The sequence below is a fragment of the Kocuria turfanensis genome (assembly GCF_001580365.1).
In the GTDB taxonomy this organism is placed as follows: domain Bacteria; phylum Actinomycetota; class Actinomycetes; order Actinomycetales; family Micrococcaceae; genus Kocuria; species Kocuria turfanensis.
In genome coordinates this window covers 1,222,286-1,242,186 of record NZ_CP014480.1, presented here as the reverse complement: position 1 = coordinate 1,242,186, position 19,901 = coordinate 1,222,286, and the positions used below count along the sequence as shown (strand labels likewise).

Sequence of the window (19,901 nt, the reverse complement as noted above, 5' to 3'; positions counted from 1 at the left end):
GAGGATCGCATCCCAATGACTACCACTTTCGAACGCCAGGTGAAGGGCCTGCTGGGCACCAAGCTCGGCATGACCCAGGTCTGGGACGAGAACGGGAAGTTCGTGCCGGTGACCGTCGTCAAGGCGGACTCCAACGTCGTGACCCAGCTGCGCAACCAGGACCGGGACGGCTACTCGGCCGTGCAGATCGGGTTCGGTGCGATCGACCCCCGCAAGGTGACCCAGCCGCTGGCCGGCCACTTCGAGAAGGCCGGCGTCACCCCCCGCCGCCACGTCGTCGAGCTCCGCACCGCGGACGCCGACACCTACGAGCTGGGCCAGGAGCTCTCCGTCGAGCTCTTCGAGGCCGGCCAGAAGGTCGACGTCATCGGCAAGACCAAGGGCAAGGGCACGGCCGGTGTGATGAAGCGTCACGGCTTCTCCGGCGTCGGCGCGTCCCACGGCGCCCACAAGAACCACCGCAAGCCGGGATCCATCGGCGGCGCGTCCTACCCCGCTCGCGTGTTCAAGGGCATGCGCATGGCGGGCCGCATGGGCGCCGTCCGTCACACGACGCAGAACCTCACGGTTCACGCCGTGGACGTCGAGAACTCCCTGCTGCTCATCAAGGGCGCCCTGCCGGGCCCCAAGGGTTCGGTCGTCCTCGTCCGCACCGCAGTGAAGGGAGCCTGATAGGCCATGGCAACTCAGACCGTCAACGTCGACCTGCCCGCTGAGATCTTCGACGTCCAGACCAACGTGCCGCTGCTGCACCAGGTCGTCGTCGCCCAGCTGGCGGCCGCCCGCCAGGGCACGCACAAGACCAAGAACCGCGCCGAGGTCTCCGGCGCCGGCCGCAAGCCCTTCAAGCAGAAGGGCACCGGCCGCGCCCGCCAGGGCTCGATCCGCGCCCCGCACATGACCGGCGGCGGCGTGGTGCACGGGCCGACCCCGCGCGACTACAGCCAGCGCACGCCCAAGAAGATGAAGGCCGCCGCGCTGCGCGGAGCCCTCTCGGACCGGGCGCGCAACGGCCGCATCCACGTCGTGGAGGCCGTCGTCGAGGGCTCCGTCCCCAGCACGAAGGGCGCCATGGCGACCCTGCGCGGGCTCACCGACCGGAAGAACCTGCTGGTCGTGCTGCACCGCAACGACGACGTGGCCGCGCTCTCGGTGCGCAACCTCGACGACGTCCACACCGTCTACGCCGACCAGCTCAACACCTACGACGTGCTGGTCTCCGACGACGTGGTCTTCACCAAGGACGCCTTCGAGTCCTTCGTGGCGGCCGCCGGCAAGAAGAAGCAGGAGGACGCCAAGTGAGCGCGACCACCATCAAGGATCCCCGCGACGTCATCATTGCACCCGTCGTCTCGGAGAAGTCCTACGGTCTCATCGACGAGGGCCGCTACACGTTCTTCGTGGCGCCCGACTCGAACAAGACGGAGATCAAGTACGCCGTGGAGCAGATCTTCGGCGTCAAGGTCGAGACCGTGAACACCATCAACCGTGCCGGGAAGCGGAAGCGCACGCGCTTCGGCTGGGGTCAGCGCAAGGGCACCAAGCGTGCCGTTGTGACCCTGAAGGAAGGCACCATCGACATCTTCGGCGGTCCGCTCGCCTGAGCGGAGACCACTTTAACGAGGAACTGACACATGGCTATCCGTAAGCACAAGCCGACAACCCCGGGCCGTCGCGGCTCCTCCGTTGCCGACTTCGCAGAAATCACGCGCACGACCCCCGAGAAGTCGCTGGTCCGGCCGCTGCCCAAGAAGGGCGGCCGGAACAACACCGGCCGCATCACCACCCGGCACAAGGGTGGCGGGCACAAGCGCCAGTACCGCGTCATCGACTTCCGTCGCCACGACAAGGACGGCGTCGACGCCAAGGTCGCGCACATCGAGTACGACCCCAACCGCACGGCGCGCATCGCGCTGCTGCACTTCGTGGACGGCTCCAAGCGCTACATCATCGCGCCCAACAAGCTGTCGCAGGGCGACGTCGTCGAGTCGGGCCCCGGCGCCGACATCAAGCCCGGCAACAACCTGCCGCTGCGCAACATCCCCGTCGGCACCGTGATCCACGCCGTCGAGCTCCGTCCGGGCGGCGGCGCCAAGCTCGCCCGCTCCGCCGGCGCGTCGGTGCAGCTCGTGGCCAAGGAGGGCAAGTACGGCCAGCTGCGCCTGCCCTCCGGCGAGATCCGCAACGTCGACGTCCGCTGCCGCGCGACGGTCGGCGAGGTCGGCAACGCCGAGCAGTCGAACATCAACTGGGGCAAGGCCGGCCGCAACCGCTGGAAGGGCGTCCGCCCGACCGTCCGCGGTGTGGTCATGAACCCCGTCGACCACCCGCACGGTGGTGGCGAGGGCAAGACCTCCGGTGGCCGCCACCCGGTCAACCCGAACGGCAAGCCCGAGGGCCGCACCCGCCGCCCCAACAAGGAGAGCGACAAGCTCATCGTCCGCCGTCGTCGCACCGGCAAGAACAAGCGCTAAGGAGCCTGACACATGCCACGCAGCCTGAAGAAGGGCCCTTTCGTCGATCAGCACCTTTTCCTGAAGGTCGCCAAGGAGAACGACAAGGGCACCAAGAACGTCATCAAGACGTGGTCCCGCCGCTCGATGATCATCCCCGACATGCTGGGGCACACGATCGCCGTGCACGACGGACGCAAGCACATCCCCGTGTTCATCACCGAGTCGATGGTCGGGCACAAGCTCGGCGAGTTCGCTCCCACGCGGACCTTCCGCGGCCATGTGAAGGACGACAAGAAGGGCAAGCGCCGCTGATCCTCCGGGATCCCGCAGCGTGAGCACTTCGAGAAGACGAGAGAAGGAAAGCAATGGAAGCCAAGGCATCTGCGCGCTACATCCGCGTGACGCCTATGAAGGCCCGGCGCGTCGTCAACCTGATTCGTGGCCAACAGGCGAATGAGGCTCTGGCGATTCTGAAGTTCGCCCCCCAGGGCGCTTCGGAGCCGGTGTTCAAGGTCCTCCAGTCGGCGGTCGCCAACGCGCGCCAGCTGGCCGACCGCGACGGCCTGCCGTTCAAGGAGGACGAGCTCGTGGTGAGCGAGGCCTTCGTCGACGAGGGTCCGACCATGAAGCGGTTCCAGCCGCGCGCCCAGGGCCGCGCCTACCGCATCAACAAGCGCACGAGCCACATCACCGTGATCGTGGCGAGCCCTGACAGCGAGGAGGTCCGCTAAGTGGGACAGAAGATCAACCCGCACGGGTTCCGGCTGGGCATCACCACCGACCACGTGTCGCACTGGTACGCGGACTCCACCAAGGAGGGCCAGCGGTACAAGGACTACGTCCGTGAGGACATCAAGATCCGCAAGCTCATGTCCACGGGCATGGAGCGCGCCGGCATCTCGAAGGTCGAGATCGAGCGGACCCGGGACCGGGTGCGCGTGGACATCCACACCGCCCGCCCCGGCATCGTCATCGGCCGCCGCGGCGCCGAGGCCGACCGCATCCGCGGCGAGCTCGAGAAGCTCACGGGCAAGCAGATCCAGCTGAACATCCTCGAGGTCAAGAACCCCGAGGTGGACGCCCAGCTGGTCGCCCAGGGCGTCGCCGAGCAGCTCGCCTCCCGCGTAGCCTTCCGCCGCGCCATGAAGAAGGCCATCCAGTCGGCGCAGCGCGCCGGCGCCAAGGGCATCCGGATCCAGTGCGCCGGCCGCCTCGGCGGCGCCGAGATGAGCCGCTCCGAGTTCTACCGCGAAGGCCGTGTGCCCCTGCACACCCTGCGCGCGAACATCGACTACGGCTTCTTCGAGGCCAAGACCACCTTCGGCCGCATCGGCGTGAAGGTCTGGATCTACAAGGGCGACCTCACCGCCAAGGAACTGGCGGCCCAGCAGGCCGCCGCTCCGTCGCGCGGCCGTGGTGGCGACCGTGACCGCCGCGGCGGTCCGGGTGAGCGCCGTGGCGGCGGCGGCGGCGACCGTCGTCGCACCGACCGTAACGACCGTGGCGGACGCCGTGAGCGCGGCGACTCCGCCCCCGCCTCCCAGGCCCCGGCCGCGGGGGCGACCAACGCAGAGGGTGGTAACTAAATGCTCATCCCACGTCGTGTGAAGTTCCGCAAGCAGCACCACCCGAAGCGCACGGGCGCAGCCAAGGGCGGCACCACCGTCGCCTTCGGCGAGTGGGGCATCCAGGCGCTCACGCCGGCCTACGTGACGAACCGTCAGATCGAGGCCGCCCGTATCGCCATGACCCGCCACATCAAGCGTGGCGGCAAGGTCTGGATCAACATCTACCCGGACCGTCCCCTGACCAAGAAGCCCGCCGAGACCCGCATGGGCTCCGGCAAGGGCTCGCCCGAGTGGTGGGTCGCGAACGTCAAGCCCGGGCGCGTGATGTTCGAGCTCTCCGGTGTCTCCGAAGAGGTCGCCCGCGAGGCCCTGCGCCTGGCGATCCACAAGCTCCCGATGAAGGCACGCATCGTGCGTCGCGAAGGTGGTGAATGAGAATGGCTGTTGGATCCAAGGATCTGAGCATCGAGAACCTCGCGGCCCTCGACAAGGACTCTCTGGGTGAGGCGCTGCGCAAGGCCAAGACGGAGCTGTTCAACCTCCGTTTCCAGTCCGCAACGGGTCAGCTCGAGAACAACGCCCGCCTGAAGGCGGTCAAGCGCGACATCGCCCGCATCTACACGGTGCTGCGCGAGCGCGAGCTCGGCATCCGGCCCCAGGCGGGCTCCGCCGAGACCACCGCCGAGACCACCTCCGAGGAGGACGCCAAGTGACCGAGCAGATCAACAACGGGGCCGAGCAGGCCCCCGAGCGCGGCGACCGCAAGAGCCGCCGCGGCTACGTGGTCTCCGACAAGATGGACAAGACCGTCGTCGTGCAGCTGCAGGACAACGTCAAGCACGCCCTGTACGGCAAGGTCATGCGCCGTTCGTCGAAGGTCAAGGCCCACGACGAGCAGAACGCCGCCGGCGTCGGCGACCTCGTGCTGATCGCCGAGACCCGCCCGCTGTCCGCCTCCAAGCGGTGGCGGATCGTGGAGATCATCGAGAAGGCGAAGTAGTCCGGACCGGCTCTGCCGAGCCGGCCACCGCGGCGACGGCCCGTTCCTCCGTGCGAGGGGCGGGCCGTCGCCGTCCTCCGGCGGCCCGGGCGCTGTGGCGCCTGTGCTAAGCTGGTGAGCTTGTATGGGCGTTTTCGTCTGCCCGTGCACCCCACAGCTCTTCGTGCCAGCGCATAATGACCGCGTGCAGGGCGCCTCCGCGCCGCCTGGTGGCGGGTTCAGATGCTCCTGGCATGGAGGGCTGGGCCCGGTCCGGCGTGCGACGCCGGGGGAGGGCACATCATCCGACAAGCTGTTCCGCAAGGCCCGCACCGTGCTCTCGATCGGTGTTGGAACCGGCGTGACGACAGGAGTAATCAGTGATTCAGCAGGAGTCGCGACTGAAGGTCGCCGACAACACGGGTGCGAAGGAAATCCTCACCATCCGTGTTCTCGGTGGATCCGGACGTCGCTACGCAGGCATCGGCGACATCATCGTCGCCACCGTCAAGGACGCGATCCCGGGCGGCAACGTGAAGAAGGGCGACGTCGTCAAGGCCGTCATCGTCCGCACCAAGAAGGAGCGCCGTCGTCCGGACGGTTCCTACATCAAGTTCGACGAGAACGCCGCAGTGATCCTGAAGAACGACGGGGACCCCCGTGGTACTCGCATCTTCGGCCCCGTGGGCCGCGAGCTGCGCGACAAGAAGTTCATGAAGATCATCTCGCTGGCCCCGGAGGTGCTCTGACCATGGCGAAGTTCAAGATCAAGACCGGCGACCTGGTGCAGGTCATCTCCGGCAGCAAGGACAACAAGGGCAAGCAGGGCAAGGTCCTGCGCGTGTTCCCCGAGACCTCCCGCGTGCTCGTCGAGGGCGTCAACGTGGTCACCCGCCACCGCAAGGCCTCCATGCAGGGCGAAGCCGGCGGCATCGAGAAGGTCGAGGCCCCGATCCACGTGTCCAACGTGGCCTTCGTGGACCCGGAGACCAACAAGCCGACCCGCATCGGCTACCGCACCGAGACCGTGGAGCGCGACGGACGCCAGAAGACCGTCCGTGTCCGCGTCTCCAAGAGCACCGGCAAGGATCTGTGATGAGCGAAACCACCGAGATCAGCGTGTCCCCGCGCTTCAAGGACAAGTACCGCGAGACCGTCGTCCCCGCGCTGCAGGAGCAGTTCGGCTACGGCAACGTCATGGAGATCCCGCGCGTCGTCAAGGTCGTCGTGAACATGGGCGTCGGTGACGCCGCCAAGGACTCGAAGCTGATCGACGGCGCGGTCCGCGACCTCACCGCGATCACCGGCCAGAAGCCGCTCGTGACCCGGGCGAAGAAGTCCATCGCGCAGTTCAAGCTGCGCGAGGGCATGCCGATCGGCGCGCACACCACGCTGCGCGGCGACCGCATGTGGGAGTTCCTCGACCGCCTCGTCACCCTGGCGCTGCCGCGCATCCGCGACTTCCGCGGGCTGTCCGACCGCCAGTTCGACGGCAACGGCAACTACACCTTCGGCCTGACCGAGCAGTCGATGTTCCACGAGATCGACCAGGACCGCATCGACCGCGTCCGCGGCATGGACATCACGGTGGTCACCACCGCGAAGACCGACGACGAGGGCCGCGCGCTGCTGAAGGCGCTCGGTTTCCCCTTCAAGACCAACTAATCTCGCTACGTTCCAGGTCTGCTCGCGCGCCGCACGGCGCCGGCGGAAACCGGGACGAGGAAGGGCACGTGCCCCCAAAATGACAATGACAGATCCTGTCGCGGACATGCTGACGCGTCTGCGCAACGCCAACTCCGCCTACCACGACTCCGTGAGCATGCCGTACTCGAAGCTCAAGGCCCGGGTTGCGGACATCCTCAAGACCGAGGGCTACATCGCGGACTACAAGGAAGAGGCGGCCGAGGTCGGCAAGACCCTGACGCTGTCCCTGAAGTTCGGTCCCAACCGGGAGCGCTCCATCGCGGGCGTCCGTCGCATCTCCAAGCCGGGCCTGCGCGTCTACGCCAAGTCCACCAACCTCCCCAAGGTCCTGGGCGGCCTGGGCATCGCCATCCTGTCCACCTCCTCCGGGCTGCTGACCGACAAGCAGGCCGCGAAGAAGGGCGTGGGCGGCGAAGTCCTCGCGTACGTCTGGTAACCCGGAACAGAAAGGAAGAGAACATGTCACGTATCGGACGTCTCCCCATCTCTGTGCCGGCCGGTGTGGAGATCAAGATCGACGGCAACGTCGTCTCCGTCAAGGGCGCCAAGGGCGAGCTGCAGCACACCGTTGCCAGCCCGATCACCGTCGCGCTCGAGGACAGCACCCTCACCGTCACCCGACCCAACGACGAGCGCGAGTCCCGTTCGCTGCACGGGCTGACCCGCACCCTGATCGCCAACATGATCCAGGGCGTCACCCAGGGCTACACCAAGGGCATCGAGATCGTCGGCACCGGTTACCGCGTGCAGGCCAAGGGCCAGGACCTCGAGTTCGCCCTCGGCTACAGCCACCCGATCACCTTCAAGGCCCCGGACGGCATCTCGTTCACCGTCGAGGGCGTCAACAAGCTCTCGGTCAACGGCATCGACAAGCAGCAGGTCGGCGAGGTCGCCGCGAAGATCCGCAAGCTGCGCGCCCCCGAGCCCTACAAGGGCAAGGGCGTGCGCTACGCCGGCGAGCAGATCCGCCGCAAGGCCGGAAAGGCTGGTAAGTAATCATGGCTCTGAAGATCAAGGGCAAGTCCAAGGCCGCCGCGCGCAGCCGCCGCCACGTCCGGGTGCGCAAGCACCTGGCCGGCACGGCCGCCCGCCCGCGCCTGGTCGTCAACCGCTCGGCCCGCCACGTGTTCGTCCAGGTCGTCGACGACACCAAGGGTGTCACCGTCGCCTCGGCGTCCACCATGGAGGCCGATCTGCGCGGTGCCGAGGCGGACAAGACCGCCAAGGCCAAGCGCGTGGGTGAGCTCGTGGCCGAGCGCGCCAAGGCCGCCGGTGTCGAGGCCGTCGTGTTCGACCGCGGCGGCAACAAGTACCACGGTCGCGTGGCGGCTGTCGCCGACGGCGCCCGCGAAGGAGGTCTGGCACTGTGAGCGAGCAGAACAACGAGAAGGAAACCCAGGTGACCGAAGCGAGCACTGCCTCCACGGAGGCGACCGGGGCCCAGCAGACCACCGAGGCCAACCGCTCCCAGGACTCCCGCGGCGACCGCGGGGGCCGTGGCGAGCGCGGCGGCCGCGGTGAGCGCGGCGGCCGTGGCGAGCGCGGCGGCCGCGGCGGCCGTGGCGGGCGCGAGGAGGAGAAGGACAAGTTCCTCGAGCGCGTCGTGACCATCAACCGCGTCTCCAAGGTCGTCAAGGGTGGTCGTCGCTTCAGCTTCACCGCCCTGGTCGTCGTCGGCGACGGCAACGGCATGGTCGGTGTCGGCTACGGCAAGGCCAAGGAGGTGCCGGCCGCGATCTCCAAGGGCGTCGAGGAGGCGAAGAAGAACTTCTTCCGCGTTCCGCGCATCGAGGACCGCACCATCCCGCACCGCGTGCAGGGCGAGGCCGCTGCCGGCGTCGTCATGCTCCGTCCGGCGACCCCCGGTACCGGTGTGATCGCCGGTGGCCCGGTCCGTGCCGTGCTCGAGTGCGCCGGCATCCACGACGTGCTGTCGAAGTCCCTCGGCTCGTCGAACCAGATCAACATCGTGCACGCAACGATCGAGGCGCTCCGTCAGCTCGAGGAGCCGGCGGCCGTCGCGGCCCGTCGCGGGCTGCCGATCGACGAGGTCGTCCCCGGTCCGCTGCTGCGCTCGATCCAGAAGGCAGGTGCCTGATGTCCGGCAAGCGTATCCAGCCCGACGGGGCGGAGCTGCGCATCACGCAGATCCGCTCGGTGGTCGGCCAGAAGCAGAACATGCGCGACACCCTGCGGTCCCTCGGCCTCAAGCGGCCGGGCAACGTCGTGGTCCGCAAGGCCGACGGCGTGACCGCGGGCATGGTCAACACCGTCGCCCACCTGGTCAAGGTCGAGGAGGCCAAGTAACCATGGCAGAGAACACTGCTGAGAAGAACGAGAAGGTGCACGCCCTCAAGGTGCACCACCTGCGTCCGGCCCCGGGCGCGAAGACCGCCAAGACCCGCGTGGGTCGCGGTGAGGGCTCCAAGGGCAAGACCGCCGGCCGCGGCACCAAGGGCACCAGCGCCCGGTACCAGGTCAAGGCGGGCTTCGCGGGCGGGCAGCTGCCGCTGCACATGCGCCTGCCGAAGCTGCGCGGGTTCAAGAACCCGTTCCGCGTGGAGTACCAGGTCGTCAACCTCGACAAGCTCTCCGAGCTCTACCCGGAGGGCGGCGAGGTGACCGTGGAGTCGCTCGTGGCCCGCGGCGCGGTCCGGAAGAACCAGCCGGTCAAGGTGCTGGGCTCCGGCGACATCGCGGTCGCGGTCGACGTGAAGGCGCACGCCTTCTCCGGCTCCGCCGCCGAGAAGATCGCCGCCGCCGGCGGCAGCACCACCGCGCTGTGAGCGCGCGCCGTGGGGCCGGGCACGCCCGGTCCCACGGCACCGTCGGAGCAGGCCCCGTCCACGCGAGCGTGGGCGGGGCCTGACCCGTTGGCCGCCCCGCGGCCCGGCGCGCGCCGGGCCGCCCCGGGCGCGGCGGGTTCGTTAGACTGACCGGAGTCGTCCGTGCCCGCCCGCGCGCGGACCGCAGGACCGAGCTCCCGCCCCACCCCACCCCGCGGCCGGACGCCGGTCGGACCCAGTCTCTAGGAGGACATGTGCTCAGCGCTTTCGGACGGGCGTTGCGAACCCCCGACCTGCGACGCAAGCTGGGGTTCACCCTCGCCCTCATCGTGCTCTACCGCCTGGGCACGTTCATCCCGGCGCCGGGCGTCGACTACGGCAACGTGCAGCAGTGCCTGGCCCTGGGCACCACCACCGGCGGGGTCTACGACATGGTGAACCTCTTCAGCGGCGGCGCCCTGCTGCAGCTGTCGGTCTTCGCCCTCGGCGTGATGCCCTACATCACCGCGAGCATCATCGTGCAGCTGCTGCGCGTGGTCATCCCGCGCTTCCAGGAGCTGCACGAGGAGGGCGCGCAGGGACAGACCCAGCTCACCCAGTACACCCGCTACCTCACGATCGGGCTGGCGCTGCTCAACGCCACCACGATCGTCTCCCTGGCCCGCTCGGGCGCCCTGCTGGGCGACTGCCCGCTGCCGGTCATCCCCAACGACACGGTCCTGACGGTCGTCATCATGATCATCACGATGACCGCCGGCACCGCCATCATCATGTGGCTGGGGGAGCGGATCACGGAGAAGGGCGTGGGCAACGGCATGTCCCTGCTGATCTTCACCTCGATCGCCGCGACCTTCCCCTCCGCCCTCGGCGAGATCCTGCGCACCCGGGGCTGGGGCGTGTTCCTGTCGGTGCTGGCCGTGGGGCTCGTGGTGATCACCTGCGTGGTGTTCGTGGAGCAGTCCCAGCGCCGGGTGCGGGTGCAGTACGCCAAGCGGATGGTGGGCCGGCGCACGATCGGCGGCACCACCACCTACATCCCGCTCAAGGTCAACATGGCCGGCGTCATCCCCATCATCTTCGCGTCCTCGATGCTGATGCTGCCCGGCATGCTCTCCCAGTTCGGCATGCCGGACGACGGCTCGGACATCCCCGGCTGGGTCAACTGGATCAACACCTACCTCGTCACCGGCGACCACCCGGTGTACATGGTGCTGTACTTCCTGATGATCGTGTTCTTCACGTACTTCTACGTGTCGATCACGTTCAACCCGGAGGAGGTCTCCAACAACATGAAGCGCTACGGCGGCTTCATCCCGGGCATCCGGGCGGGCCGGCCCACGGAGAAGTACCTGCAGTACGTGCTGAGCCGGATCACGTTCCCCGGGGCCCTCTACCTGGGCATCGTGTCCATGATCCCGCTCGTGGCGCTCGTGCTGGTCGACGCCAACCAGAACTTCCCGTTCGGCGGGCCCTCCCTGCTGATCATGGTGGGCGTGGGCCTGGACACGGTGAAGCAGATCGAGGCGCAGCTGCAGCAGCGCAACTACGAGGGCCTGCTGCGCTGAGCCCGGCCCCCGGGGCCCGGCCCCCGGGCCCCGGGAGGGCGCCCGGTAGACTGGGCCCGCAGCCCATCCCGACCGCAAGGAGACTTCATGACCCGCATGCTCATCATCGGCCCCCCGGGCGCAGGCAAGGGCACCCAGGCGGTGCGCATCTCGGAGAAGCTCGGCGTGCCGGCGATCTCCACCGGTGACATCTTCCGGGCCAACATCAAGGGCCGGACGGCCCTGGGCCAGGAGGCCAAGAGCTACATCGACGCCGGCGACCTCGTCCCGGACTCGGTGACCAACCGGATGGTGCGCGACCGCCTGGCCGAGACGGACACCGCGGACGGCTTCCTGCTCGACGGCTACCCGCGCAACGCCGCGCAGGTGGAGGAGCTCGACGCGATCCTGGCCGAGCTGGACCAGGAGCTCGACGCCGTGCTCAAGCTGACCGCCGACCGCGACGAGCTCGTCCAGCGCCTCCTCGGCCGGGCGCAGAAGGAGGGCCGCACCGACGACACCGAGGACGTCATCCGGCACCGCCTCGACGTCTACGACGCGGAGACCGCCGCGGTCGTGGACCTCTACGACCGGCGCGGGATCGTCCGCGAGGTCGACGGGCTGGGGAGCGTCGAGGACGTCACCGCACGGATCCTGGCGGCGCTGTCCTGACCGGACGCCCCGCACCGCCGACTCCGTGACACCCCCGGACCCCCCGGGGGTCTCACGTTTAACCCACGACCGCCGCGCGCACCCGACCCCGGGGCAGCGGCCCGGAAGGAACACCGCATGTTCGGCCGCCGCCGGATCGAGTACAAGACCAACGCCCAGCTGCGCGCCATGCAGCGCGCCGGGACGGTGACCTCGCGCGCCCTCGACGCCGCCGTGGCGGCCGCCGTGCCCGGGGTGACCACCGCGTCCCTCGACGCCGTGTTCCGCTCCGTCCTGGAGGAGCACAGCGCGAGCTCCAACTTCCTCGGCTACTACGGCTACCCGGCCGCGGTGTGCGTGTCCGTCAACGAGGTCGTGGTGCACGGCATCCCCGGCGAGCAGGTGCTGCAGGAGGGCGACATCCTCTCCGTGGACGGCGGGGCGATCGTCGACGGCTGGCACGGGGACTCGGCGCGCACCGTGCTGCTCGGCCGCCCCGACCCCGCCGACGCGGAGCTGTCCGAGGTCACCCGCCAGGCGATGTGGCGCGGGATCGCCGCCGCCGCCACCGGCACGCACGTCGGCGACATCGGCGCGGCCGTGGAGGACCACGTCCGCCAGGTCTCCGGGCACCGGTTCGGGATCCTCGAGGAGTACGTGGGGCACGGGATCGGCTCCAAAATGCACATGGCCCCCGACGTCCTGAACTTCCGCAGCACCGACCGCGGGCCCCGGCTGCGCCCGGGGATGGCCCTCGCCATCGAGCCGATGCTCGTGCGCGGGGGGATCGGCACCCGCGTGCTCGACGACGACTGGACCGTGGTCACCACGGACGGCGCCCGCTCCAGCCAGTGGGAGCACTCCGTGGCCCTGCACGCCGACGGCATCTGGGTGCTCACGGCCGAGGACGGCGGCGCCTCGGAGCTGGAGCCGCTCGGCGTCACCCCCGTCCCGATCCCGGAGGACCGCCCGTGAACCGGCAGACCGACCCACGACCCCCCGAGGAGACCACCGTGACCGAGGCACCGCAGCAGAGCAGCCCGGCCGGCGGCTCGACCGCAACGCCCGTCGAGCTGACCGTCCGCCCGAAACCCGGCCAGCTGACCTTCACCGCGCCGCGCCGGGGCAAGCCGCCGAAGCACCTCGCCGACTTCGACCTCGCGGGCCGCCGCGAGTTCCTCGCCCAGCTCGGGCACAAGCCCTTCCGCGCGGGGCAGCTCTCCCGGCACTACTTCGACCGGCTCGCCTCGGCCCCCGAGGACATGACCGACCTGCCCGCGGCCGGGCGGGAGGAGCTGGTGGCGCAGGCCCTGCCCACGCTGCTCACCTCCGTGCGCACCCTCGAGGCGGACCAGGGCGCCACGCTCAAGAGCGTGCACCGGCTCTTCGACGGGGCGATGGTGGAGTCGGTGCTGATGCGCTACACCAACCGGGTGACCATGTGCATCTCCTCGCAGGCCGGCTGCGGGATGAACTGCCCCTTCTGCGCCACCGGGCAGGCCGGGCTGACCCGCAACCTCTCCACCGCCGAGATGGTCGAGCAGGTGGTCCAGGGGGCGCGCCTGCTGCGCGGCGGCAAGGTGGGCCGGGCCGAGCAGGAGCCGCTGCGCGTCTCCAACATCGTGTTCATGGGCATGGGGGAGGCCCTGGCCAACTACAAGGCCACGCTGGGCGCCGTGCACCGGCTGATCGACCCCTCGCCCGAGGGCCTGGGCATCTCGGCGCGCGGGATCACCATGTCCACCGTCGGCCTGGTCCCCGGGATCCGGAAGTTCACCCGGGAGAAGCTGCCCGTGACGCTCGCCCTGTCCCTGCACGCCCCGGACGACGAGCTGCGCGACGACCTGATCCCGATCAACACCCGGTGGAAGGTCGACGAGGCCCTCGACGCCGCCCGCGAGTACTACGACGTCACCGGCCGGCGGGTGTCCATCGAGTACGCCCTGATCCGCGACATCAACGACCAGGGCTGGCGCGCCGACCTGCTGGGGGAGAAGCTCAACGCCCGGGGGGCCGGCTGGGTGCACGTCAACCCCATCCCGCTCAACCCGACCCCCGGCTCCAAGTGGACCGCGTCCCGGCCCGGCGTGGAGCAGAACTTCGTGGAGCGCCTGCGCGCCCACGGCATCCCCACCACCGTGCGGGACACCCGCGGCTCGGACATCGACGGGGCCTGCGGGCAGCTCGCCGCCGTGGTCTGAGCCGCGAGCCGAGCCGGGGTCCGGCCGGCCCGGTCCCGGGGGCGCCTCCCGCGTTGCGGGAGGCGCCCCCGATCACGTAGAGTGTTCTGTTGGTTGTCTGTGCTCCAGCGATTCCGCACTCATCGGACCCCGCCGACCCTCACCGTGCACCACGAACGGTGATGGTGCGCGCGTACAGGTCCGCTGCGGCGTTTAACGACGATGTACACCCGAAACCCTGCCCGCCGCCCCGGCGGGGGGCACCTGAAGTTAGCGGAGGATATGGCCAAGAAAGACGGAGTCATCGAGATCGAAGGCACTGTGGTCGAGGCTCTGCCCAACGCGATGTTCCGCGTTGAGCTGAACAACGGTCACCTGGTCCTCGCCCACATCTCCGGCAAGATGCGCCAGCACTACATCCGGATACTCCCCGAGGACCGCGTGGTGGTGGAGCTGAGCCCGTACGACCTCACCCGCGGTCGTATCGTCTACCGCTACAAGTAGGACCGGCGGCCTCCGGGCCGCACCCACTCGAGAGAACGACGCGAAGGAATGCGATGAAGGTCCAACCGAGCGTGAAGCCGATCTGCGACAAGTGCAAGGTGATCCGCCGCAACGGGCGGGTCATGGTGATCTGCGAGAACCCGCGCCACAAACAGCGTCAGGGCTGACCAGCCCCGACCACCCACGCAAGTGGAACCACGAAAGGCACCGCTCCCGACCGGAGAGATCCGGGCGGGTGCCCCCGGTACAGAGGCCGGGGACCGGCGGACGGACATGACGTCACCGACCGGACAGCGATGCTCCAGACCTCTGGAGAAGCACAAGGAGAACCGCCGATATGGCTCGTCTCGCAGGCGTCGACCTTCCCCGTGAAAAGCGGCTGGAAGTCGCGCTCACCTACATCTACGGCGTGGGCCGCACCCGCGCGCTGGCAACCCTCGCCGCCACCGGCATCTCGGGCGACCTGCGCGTGCGCGAGCTCACCGATGCCCAGCTCGTGGAGCTGCGCGACTACATCGAGGACAACTACAAGGTTGAGGGTGACCTCCGCCGCGAGGTGGCCGCCGACATCCGCCGCAAGGTCGAGATCGGCAGCTACCAGGGCATCCGGCACCGCCGCGGCCTGCCGGTGCACGGCCAGCGCACCAAGACCAACGCCCGCACCCGCAAGGGTCCCAAGCGCACGGTCGCCGGCAAGAAGAAGTAGCCGGCTGCCGCTCGCACGCCGGGACCGCACGGTCCCCCGAGCGGCCCACCACCACTCTTCACTGCTCTTCCTGAAAACTTTGTAGGAGACATCCATGCCCCCGAAGACTCGCGCAGCGGCTGCCCGCAAGCCCCGCCGCAAGGACAAGAAGAACGTCACCCAGGGCCAGGCCCACATCAAGTCGACGTTCAACAACACCATCGTCACCATCACCGACCCCACCGGCGCCGTCCTCTCCTGGTCCTCCGCCGGGGAGATGGGGTTCAAGGGCTCTCGCAAGTCCACCCCGTTCGCCGCCCAGATGGCCGCCGAGGCCGCCGCCAAGCGCGCGCAGGAGCACGGCGTGCGCAAGGTCGACGTGTTCGTCAAGGGCCCGGGCTCCGGGCGCGAGACCGCCATCCGCTCCCTGCAGGCCACCGGCCTCGAGGTCGGCTCCATCTCGGACGTCACCCCGAGCGCGCACAACGGTTGCCGCCCGCCGAAGCGCCGCCGCGTCTGATGCGAGCGTGCCCACCGGGACCCCGCCGGGGTCCCGGTGGGCACGCCGACTGAAGGACCGGGCACCGGTCCGCACCCATCAACTGTTTTCCACCATTTGCGCGCGTCATATAGCGGATGCCCGCTGAAAGGAAACATCAGTGCTCATCGCACAGCGCCCCACCCTCTCCGAAGAGGTCGTGGCCGACAACCGGTCCCGCTTCGTGATCGAACCGCTCGAGCCCGGCTTCGGCTACACCCTCGGCAACTCCCTCCGCCGCACGCTGCTCTCCTCCATCCCCGGTGCGGCCGTGACCAGCATCCGGCTCGACGGGGTGCTCCACGAGTTCTCCACCGTGGAGGGCGTGAAGGAGGACGTCACCGAGATCATCCTCAACGTCAAGAAGCTCGCCGTGTCCTCGGAGCAGGACGAGCCCGTCGTCGCCTACCTGCGCAAGCAGGGCCCGGGCGTCGTGACCGCCGCGGACATCACGGCCCCGGCCGGCGTGGAGATCCACAACCCGGACCTGCACATCGCCACGCTCAACGCGAAGGGCCAGCTCGAGCTCGAGCTGACCATCGAGCGCGGCCGCGGCTACGTCTCGGCCGCCCAGAACAAGGCGGGCGACGCGGAGATCGGCCGCATCCCGGTCGACTCCATCTACTCGCCGGTGCTCAAGGTGACCTTCCGCGTGGAGGCCACCCGCGTGGAGCAGCGCACCGACTTCGACAAGCTGGTGCTCGACGTGGAGACCAAGGAGGCCATCACCCCGCGTGACGCCGTGGCCTCCGCCGGCACCACCCTGGTCGAGCTGTTCGGCCTGGCCCGGGAGCTCAACACGGCCGCCGAGGGCATCGAGATCGGCCCCTCGCCGACCGACGCCGCGATGGCCGCCGACATGGCGCTGCCCATCGAGGACCTCGAGCTCACCGTGCGGTCCTACAACTGCCTCAAGCGCGAGGGCATCCACACCGTGGGTGAGCTCGTGGGCCGCTCCGAGGCGGACCTGATGGACATCCGCAACTTCGGCGCCAAGTCGATCGACGAGGTGAAGGCCAAGCTCGTCGACCTCGGCCTGTCCCTCAAGGACTCGCCTCCCGGCTTCGACCTCGCCGCTCGCGCCGCCGCGATCGACGACGAGAACCCGTTCGACGACGACGACCACTAGTCCTTCCCGCTGAAGTCCCACCGGCCGCCCGGCCCGGGCGGGACGAACTTCCAGGAGATCAACAACCATGCCTACTCCCACCAAGGGACCCCGCCTCGGAGGCGGCCCCGCCCACGAGCGCCTGATGCTGGCGAACCTGTCCCAGCAGCTGTTCGAGCACAAGCGCATCACGACCACCGTCACCAAGGCGAAGCGGATGCGTCCCTACGCCGAGCGGCTGATCACCTTCGCCAAGCGCGGTGACCTGGCCGCCCGCCGGCGCGTGCTCGCCCAGCTGACCGACAAGTCCGTGGTGCACGAGCTGTTCACCACCATCGCCTCGGCGATGGAGGACCGCAACGGCGGCTACACCCGCATCACCAAGATCGGCAACCGCAAGGGCGACAACGCCCCCATGGCCGTCATCGAGCTCGTGATGGAGCCCGTCGCGACCAAGGCCACCGTGGCCGAGGCCGAGCGCGCCACCGCGAAGGCCGCCCCGGCGCCCGCCGCCCCGGTCGACACCCCGGCGGACAGCACCGCCGCCGAGGTCGCCGCCGAGGAGATCCCCGCCGAGGAGCAGGCCCCCGAGGTCGGTTCCGAGCAGGCCGCCGAGGTCGCCGCCGAGAACACCGAGGCGGAGTTCCCCGGCTCGCACGCCCCGCTGGAGTCCGGCGAGGCCCCCGAGGGCTTCGAGATCAAGGGCAACCGGAACTCGATGAAGTACCACGTGCCCGGTTCGCGCTGGTACGCGGGCACCACCGCCGAGATCTGGTTCGACTCCCCGGCCAACGCCGAGGCCGCCGGCTTCCAGCCGGCCGGCGGCTCCGCCGCGCAGAAGCTGCGCTGAGCGGGTCCGTCCGGACGAACACCGCGCACGCCGCCGGGGACCTGGTCCCCGGCGGCGTTGCCGTGCCCGGCCCCCTGTCGCGCCCGGCTCCTCGTCCCGGTCCCTCGCGCCCGACCGCGAGCCCTGCCGCCGCCCCCTGACCGAGAGGAACGCCCATGACCGAGTCCCCCGTGCGGGTGCGCATCGACCTGGCCTACGACGGAGCGCCCTTCGCCGGGTGGGCCCGCCAGCCGGGGCTGCCCACCGTCCAGGGCTCCCTCGAGGACGCCCTGGCCGTGCTGGTGCGCCGCGAGGTGCGGGTCGTGGTGGCGGGCCGGACCGACGCCGGTGTCCACGCCCGCGGCCAGGTGGTCCACCTCGACCTCACCCCGGAGGAGTGGCGCGGACTCGCCCGCGGCCGGGGGGAGGACCCCGGGGCCGCGCTCGGACGCCGGCTCACCGGGGCGCTCGGCCACGTGCTGGGGCGCGGGCGCCGCGAGCGCGGCCTGCCGGAGAGCCCGGGGGCGGTCGTGGTGCGCCGGGCCGCGGCCGCGCCGGCGGGCTTCGACGCCCGGTTCTCGGCCGTCTCGCGCCGCTACAGCTACCGGATCGACGACGGCGCGGCCGGCCACGACCCGCTGACCCGCCACCTGACCTGGTGGACCAAGGACGTGCTGGACGCCGACGCGATGGCCGCCGCCGTGCAGGACCTGGTCGGGCTGCACGACTTCCTCTCCTTCTGCCGGCCGCGGGAGGGCGCCACCACGGTGCGGGAGGTCCTCGGCGTGTCCGTCGAACGGGACCGGGACGGCCTCGTGCTGCTCGGCATCGAGGCGGACGCGTTCTGCCACCACATGGTCCGCTCCGTCGTCGGCGCCGCGGCCCGGGTGGGCGCCGGACGCGAGGCCCAGGACTGGCTGGGGCGCCGCCTGGCGGACCGGGTGCGCGACGCCCGGGTGCTCCTGGCGCCCCCGCACGCCCTCGTCCTCGAGGAGGTGCGCTACCCCGGCGACGCCGGGCTGGGGGAGCGGGCCGAGCGCACCCGGGCGCTCCGGGACCCGCTGCACCGGGATTGACCGCCTCACCGTCCGGGTGTATGCCGCGGAGTGGTCTTTGACCGCCCGATCCGGTAACGTGGGGTGCTGTTGTGCGTGTCCCGCCTCGGTTCACGTGTACCCGGATCCGCCGTCCAGTTGCAGGACGCATGGCGCTCCGGTGCACCGGGGTCTCGGGCACCGGATGCAGCTCGGTCCTCACCCGAGCCCCGGACGGCACACCGAGAAACGGCGTGATCCCAACTAGCGCCACCGAGAGAACCCGAACGAAGGCAAACTAACGTGCGTACGTACACCCCGAAGCCCGGTGACATTCAGCGCCAGTGGCACGTCATCGATGCCACCGACGTCGTCCTGGGTCGTCTTGCCAGCCAGACCGCAACGCTGCTGCGCGGAAAGCACAAGCCGACCTTTGCTCCCCACGTGGACGCCGGTGATTTCGTCATCATCATCAACGCCGAGAAGGTCGCCCTGACCGGCTCCAAGCTCGAGAAGAAGCGGGCCTACCGCCACTCCGGCTACCCGGGCGGACTCAAGTCCACCTCCTACGCCGAGCTGCTGGAGAAGAACCCGGTCCGCGCCGTGGAGAAGGCCATCCGTGGCATGCTCCCGAAGAACAAGCTGGCCGCCCAGCAGATGTCCAAGCTCAAGGTCTACGCCGGTCCGGAGCACCCCCACGGTGCCCAGCAGCCCCAGACCTTCGAGTTCACCCAGGTCGCCCAGTAGTTCCGGGCCTACGAGACAAGAACTGATCGAGGAGAATCGTGGCTCAGAACACTGAAGAGCAGAACACCGTGGACGTCGAGGAGCAGCTGAGCAGCTACACCTCCGAGTCGGCCCCCGCCGCGGAGACCGCCGTCGCCGCCGAGCGTCCCGCCCTGACCGTCTCCGGCCAGGCCGTGGGCCGCCGCAAGGAGGCCGTCGCCCGCGTGCGCGTCGTCCCCGGCTCCGGCCAGTGGACCATCAACGGTCGCGCCCTGGAGAACTACTTCCCGAACAAGCTGCACCAGCAGGAGGTCAACGACCCCTTCCGGCTGCTGGAGCTCGAGGGCGCCTACGACGTCATCGCCCGCATCCACGGCGGTGGCCCCTCCGGCCAGGCCGGCGCGCTGCGCCACGGCGTGGCCCGCGCCCTGAACGAGATCGACGTGGAGAACAACCGGCCCACGCTCAAGAAGGCCGGCTTCCTCACCCGTGACCCGCGCGTCATCGAGCGCAAGAAGGCCGGTCTGAAGAAGGCCCGCAAGGCCCCGCAGTACTCCAAGCGCTGATCGACGGGCCGCCCGGCCCGCTCGCCCAGCCCCACGGACC

Annotated in this window: 32 protein-coding genes; all 32 read left to right on the top strand. The window is 69.7% G+C overall.

From position 1 onward, the window contains the following. Window positions 1–15: 15 nt before the first annotated feature. Window positions 16–672, top strand: coding sequence for a 50S ribosomal protein L3 (gene rplC / locus AYX06_RS05735; protein ID WP_047803921.1), 657 nt, complete (start codon window positions 16–18; stop codon window positions 670–672). A gap of 6 nt (window positions 673–678) precedes the next feature. Then, window positions 679–1,302, top strand: a complete 624-nt coding sequence (gene rplD / locus AYX06_RS05730) for a 50S ribosomal protein L4 (RefSeq protein WP_062734955.1) — start codon at window positions 679–681, stop codon at window positions 1,300–1,302. Continuing rightward, the gene (gene rplW, locus AYX06_RS05725) at window positions 1,299–1,604 is read left to right on the top strand and encodes a 50S ribosomal protein L23 (protein ID WP_047803923.1); all 306 of its coding nucleotides are present in this window, start codon (window positions 1,299–1,301) and stop codon (window positions 1,602–1,604) included. The genes rplD and rplW overlap by 4 nt, the downstream gene beginning before the upstream one ends. Before the next feature lie 30 nt (window positions 1,605–1,634). Next, on the top strand, window positions 1,635–2,474 hold the full coding sequence (gene rplB, locus AYX06_RS05720; protein WP_017833299.1) for a 50S ribosomal protein L2: 840 nt from the start codon (window positions 1,635–1,637) through the stop codon (window positions 2,472–2,474). A gap of 12 nt (window positions 2,475–2,486) precedes the next feature. Next, window positions 2,487–2,768 (top strand): 30S ribosomal protein S19, encoded by a 282-nt coding sequence (rpsS, locus tag AYX06_RS05715; RefSeq protein WP_047803924.1) that lies wholly within the window; start codon window positions 2,487–2,489, stop codon window positions 2,766–2,768. A gap of 53 nt (window positions 2,769–2,821) precedes the next feature. After that, the gene (gene rplV, locus AYX06_RS05710) at window positions 2,822–3,187 is read left to right on the top strand and encodes a 50S ribosomal protein L22 (RefSeq protein ID WP_047803925.1); all 366 of its coding nucleotides are present in this window, start codon (window positions 2,822–2,824) and stop codon (window positions 3,185–3,187) included. Then, window positions 3,188–4,042 (top strand): 30S ribosomal protein S3, encoded by an 855-nt coding sequence (gene rpsC, locus AYX06_RS05705; RefSeq protein ID WP_062734954.1) that lies wholly within the window; start codon window positions 3,188–3,190, stop codon window positions 4,040–4,042. After that, entirely contained in the window at window positions 4,043–4,459 is a 417-nt protein-coding gene (gene rplP, locus AYX06_RS05700; RefSeq protein ID WP_047803927.1) for a 50S ribosomal protein L16, read from the top strand. A 2-nt stretch (window positions 4,460–4,461) separates the two neighbouring features. Next, complete coding sequence (gene rpmC, locus AYX06_RS05695; RefSeq protein ID WP_047803928.1) at window positions 4,462–4,737, top strand: 50S ribosomal protein L29; 276 nt, start codon at window positions 4,462–4,464, stop codon at window positions 4,735–4,737. Continuing rightward, entirely contained in the window at window positions 4,734–5,024 is a 291-nt protein-coding gene (gene rpsQ, locus AYX06_RS05690) for a 30S ribosomal protein S17 (RefSeq protein WP_047803929.1), read from the top strand. The genes rpmC and rpsQ overlap by 4 nt, the downstream gene beginning before the upstream one ends. Window positions 5,025–5,383: 359 nt before the next feature. Then, a complete protein-coding gene (gene rplN / locus AYX06_RS05685; RefSeq protein ID WP_017833306.1) occupies window positions 5,384–5,752 on the top strand; it encodes a 50S ribosomal protein L14 in 369 nt (122 codons plus the stop codon). Between the two features lie 2 nt (window positions 5,753–5,754). Beyond that, window positions 5,755–6,099 carry a 50S ribosomal protein L24 gene (gene rplX / locus AYX06_RS05680; RefSeq protein WP_047804320.1) on the top strand — a complete coding sequence of 115 codons (345 nt, stop codon included), beginning with the start codon at window positions 5,755–5,757 and terminating at the stop codon, window positions 6,097–6,099. Next, window positions 6,099–6,668 (top strand): 50S ribosomal protein L5, encoded by a 570-nt coding sequence (gene rplE, locus AYX06_RS05675; protein ID WP_047804319.1) that lies wholly within the window; start codon window positions 6,099–6,101, stop codon window positions 6,666–6,668. The genes rplX and rplE overlap by 1 nt, the downstream gene beginning before the upstream one ends. Before the next feature lie 79 nt (window positions 6,669–6,747). Continuing rightward, window positions 6,748–7,146 (top strand): 30S ribosomal protein S8, encoded by a 399-nt coding sequence (gene rpsH, locus AYX06_RS05670; protein ID WP_047804318.1) that lies wholly within the window; start codon window positions 6,748–6,750, stop codon window positions 7,144–7,146. Between the two features lie 23 nt (window positions 7,147–7,169). After that, a complete protein-coding gene (rplF, locus tag AYX06_RS05665) occupies window positions 7,170–7,706 on the top strand; it encodes a 50S ribosomal protein L6 (protein ID WP_062734953.1) in 537 nt (178 codons plus the stop codon). A 2-nt stretch (window positions 7,707–7,708) separates the two neighbouring features. Beyond that, window positions 7,709–8,080 carry a 50S ribosomal protein L18 gene (gene rplR, locus AYX06_RS05660; RefSeq protein WP_062734952.1) on the top strand — a complete coding sequence of 124 codons (372 nt, stop codon included), beginning with the start codon at window positions 7,709–7,711 and terminating at the stop codon, window positions 8,078–8,080. Further along, a complete protein-coding gene (rpsE, locus tag AYX06_RS05655; protein WP_047804315.1) occupies window positions 8,077–8,808 on the top strand; it encodes a 30S ribosomal protein S5 in 732 nt (243 codons plus the stop codon). The genes rplR and rpsE overlap by 4 nt, the downstream gene beginning before the upstream one ends. Beyond that, on the top strand, window positions 8,808–9,017 hold the full coding sequence (rpmD, locus tag AYX06_RS05650) for a 50S ribosomal protein L30 (RefSeq protein ID WP_047804314.1): 210 nt from the start codon (window positions 8,808–8,810) through the stop codon (window positions 9,015–9,017). Before rpsE ends, rpmD begins: the two co-directional genes overlap by 1 nt. A gap of 2 nt (window positions 9,018–9,019) precedes the next feature. Further along, complete coding sequence (rplO, locus tag AYX06_RS05645) at window positions 9,020–9,496, top strand: 50S ribosomal protein L15 (RefSeq protein WP_062734951.1); 477 nt, start codon at window positions 9,020–9,022, stop codon at window positions 9,494–9,496. A gap of 254 nt (window positions 9,497–9,750) precedes the next feature. Then, window positions 9,751–11,061: a preprotein translocase subunit SecY gene (secY, locus tag AYX06_RS05640; RefSeq protein ID WP_062734950.1), complete on the top strand. Its 1,311-nt coding sequence runs from the start codon at window positions 9,751–9,753 to the stop codon at window positions 11,059–11,061. A gap of 87 nt (window positions 11,062–11,148) precedes the next feature. Next, the gene (locus AYX06_RS05635; protein WP_062734949.1) at window positions 11,149–11,712 is read left to right on the top strand and encodes an adenylate kinase; all 564 of its coding nucleotides are present in this window, start codon (window positions 11,149–11,151) and stop codon (window positions 11,710–11,712) included. Window positions 11,713–11,829: 117 nt separating this feature from the next. After that, window positions 11,830–12,666 (top strand): type I methionyl aminopeptidase, encoded by an 837-nt coding sequence (gene map, locus AYX06_RS05630; RefSeq protein WP_062734948.1) that lies wholly within the window; start codon window positions 11,830–11,832, stop codon window positions 12,664–12,666. A gap of 38 nt (window positions 12,667–12,704) precedes the next feature. Further along, window positions 12,705–13,892 carry a 23S rRNA (adenine(2503)-C(2))-methyltransferase RlmN gene (gene rlmN, locus AYX06_RS05625; RefSeq protein WP_062736904.1) on the top strand — a complete coding sequence of 396 codons (1,188 nt, stop codon included), beginning with the start codon at window positions 12,705–12,707 and terminating at the stop codon, window positions 13,890–13,892. Window positions 13,893–14,153: 261 nt separating this feature from the next. After that, window positions 14,154–14,375 carry a translation initiation factor IF-1 gene (infA, locus tag AYX06_RS05620; RefSeq protein ID WP_017833319.1) on the top strand — a complete coding sequence of 74 codons (222 nt, stop codon included), beginning with the start codon at window positions 14,154–14,156 and terminating at the stop codon, window positions 14,373–14,375. 53 nt (window positions 14,376–14,428) lie between these two features. Next, a complete protein-coding gene (gene rpmJ / locus AYX06_RS05615) occupies window positions 14,429–14,542 on the top strand; it encodes a 50S ribosomal protein L36 (RefSeq protein WP_017833320.1) in 114 nt (37 codons plus the stop codon). 170 nt (window positions 14,543–14,712) lie between these two features. After that, on the top strand, window positions 14,713–15,081 hold the full coding sequence (gene rpsM / locus AYX06_RS05610; protein ID WP_062734947.1) for a 30S ribosomal protein S13: 369 nt from the start codon (window positions 14,713–14,715) through the stop codon (window positions 15,079–15,081). Window positions 15,082–15,175: 94 nt separating this feature from the next. Beyond that, window positions 15,176–15,580, top strand: a complete 405-nt coding sequence (gene rpsK / locus AYX06_RS05605) for a 30S ribosomal protein S11 (protein ID WP_047804309.1) — start codon at window positions 15,176–15,178, stop codon at window positions 15,578–15,580. A 139-nt stretch (window positions 15,581–15,719) separates the two neighbouring features. Continuing rightward, a complete protein-coding gene (locus AYX06_RS05600) occupies window positions 15,720–16,727 on the top strand; it encodes a DNA-directed RNA polymerase subunit alpha (protein WP_047804308.1) in 1,008 nt (335 codons plus the stop codon). A 67-nt stretch (window positions 16,728–16,794) separates the two neighbouring features. Further along, window positions 16,795–17,556 (top strand): 50S ribosomal protein L17, sunset domain variant, encoded by a 762-nt coding sequence (gene rplQ / locus AYX06_RS05595; RefSeq protein WP_047804307.1) that lies wholly within the window; start codon window positions 16,795–16,797, stop codon window positions 17,554–17,556. Window positions 17,557–17,711: 155 nt separating this feature from the next. Further along, the gene (gene truA / locus AYX06_RS05590) at window positions 17,712–18,611 is read left to right on the top strand and encodes a tRNA pseudouridine(38-40) synthase TruA (RefSeq protein ID WP_062734946.1); all 900 of its coding nucleotides are present in this window, start codon (window positions 17,712–17,714) and stop codon (window positions 18,609–18,611) included. Window positions 18,612–18,872: 261 nt separating this feature from the next. After that, a complete protein-coding gene (gene rplM, locus AYX06_RS05585; protein WP_062734945.1) occupies window positions 18,873–19,316 on the top strand; it encodes a 50S ribosomal protein L13 in 444 nt (147 codons plus the stop codon). 38 nt (window positions 19,317–19,354) lie between these two features. Continuing rightward, window positions 19,355–19,861 carry a 30S ribosomal protein S9 gene (rpsI, locus tag AYX06_RS05580; RefSeq protein WP_062734944.1) on the top strand — a complete coding sequence of 169 codons (507 nt, stop codon included), beginning with the start codon at window positions 19,355–19,357 and terminating at the stop codon, window positions 19,859–19,861. The last annotated feature ends 40 nt before the right edge of the window (window positions 19,862–19,901 follow it).

Excerpts from the sequence above, each read along its gene's own strand:
- rplO (WP_062734951.1), top strand. The coding sequence starts at position 9,020 with ATGGCAGAGAACACTGCTGAGAAGAACGAGAAGGTGCACGCCCTCAAG.
- rpsM (WP_062734947.1), top strand. The coding sequence starts at position 14,713 with ATGGCTCGTCTCGCAGGCGTCGACCTTCCCCGTGAAAAGCGGCTGGAA.
- rpmD (WP_047804314.1), top strand. The coding sequence starts at position 8,808 with ATGTCCGGCAAGCGTATCCAGCCCGACGGGGCGGAGCTGCGCATCACG.
- rplE (WP_047804319.1), top strand. The coding sequence starts at position 6,099 with ATGAGCGAAACCACCGAGATCAGCGTGTCCCCGCGCTTCAAGGACAAG.
- rplC (WP_047803921.1), top strand. The coding sequence starts at position 16 with ATGACTACCACTTTCGAACGCCAGGTGAAGGGCCTGCTGGGCACCAAG.
- rplR (WP_062734952.1), top strand. The coding sequence starts at position 7,709 with ATGGCTCTGAAGATCAAGGGCAAGTCCAAGGCCGCCGCGCGCAGCCGC.
- rpsK (WP_047804309.1), top strand. The coding sequence starts at position 15,176 with ATGCCCCCGAAGACTCGCGCAGCGGCTGCCCGCAAGCCCCGCCGCAAG.
- AYX06_RS05635 (WP_062734949.1), top strand. The coding sequence starts at position 11,149 with ATGACCCGCATGCTCATCATCGGCCCCCCGGGCGCAGGCAAGGGCACC.
- rplX (WP_047804320.1), top strand. The coding sequence starts at position 5,755 with ATGGCGAAGTTCAAGATCAAGACCGGCGACCTGGTGCAGGTCATCTCC.
- truA (WP_062734946.1), top strand. The coding sequence starts at position 17,712 with ATGACCGAGTCCCCCGTGCGGGTGCGCATCGACCTGGCCTACGACGGA.
- rpsH (WP_047804318.1), top strand. The coding sequence starts at position 6,748 with ATGACAATGACAGATCCTGTCGCGGACATGCTGACGCGTCTGCGCAAC.
- rplB (WP_017833299.1), top strand. The coding sequence starts at position 1,635 with ATGGCTATCCGTAAGCACAAGCCGACAACCCCGGGCCGTCGCGGCTCC.
- rplP (WP_047803927.1), top strand. The coding sequence starts at position 4,043 with ATGCTCATCCCACGTCGTGTGAAGTTCCGCAAGCAGCACCACCCGAAG.
- infA (WP_017833319.1), top strand. The coding sequence starts at position 14,154 with ATGGCCAAGAAAGACGGAGTCATCGAGATCGAAGGCACTGTGGTCGAG.
- map (WP_062734948.1), top strand. The coding sequence starts at position 11,830 with ATGTTCGGCCGCCGCCGGATCGAGTACAAGACCAACGCCCAGCTGCGC.
- rplV (WP_047803925.1), top strand. The coding sequence starts at position 2,822 with ATGGAAGCCAAGGCATCTGCGCGCTACATCCGCGTGACGCCTATGAAG.
- rplD (WP_062734955.1), top strand. The coding sequence starts at position 679 with ATGGCAACTCAGACCGTCAACGTCGACCTGCCCGCTGAGATCTTCGAC.
- rpmJ (WP_017833320.1), top strand. The coding sequence starts at position 14,429 with ATGAAGGTCCAACCGAGCGTGAAGCCGATCTGCGACAAGTGCAAGGTG.
- rpsS (WP_047803924.1), top strand. The coding sequence starts at position 2,487 with ATGCCACGCAGCCTGAAGAAGGGCCCTTTCGTCGATCAGCACCTTTTC.
- rplF (WP_062734953.1), top strand. The coding sequence starts at position 7,170 with ATGTCACGTATCGGACGTCTCCCCATCTCTGTGCCGGCCGGTGTGGAG.
- rplQ (WP_047804307.1), top strand. The coding sequence starts at position 16,795 with ATGCCTACTCCCACCAAGGGACCCCGCCTCGGAGGCGGCCCCGCCCAC.
- rpmC (WP_047803928.1), top strand. The coding sequence starts at position 4,462 with ATGGCTGTTGGATCCAAGGATCTGAGCATCGAGAACCTCGCGGCCCTC.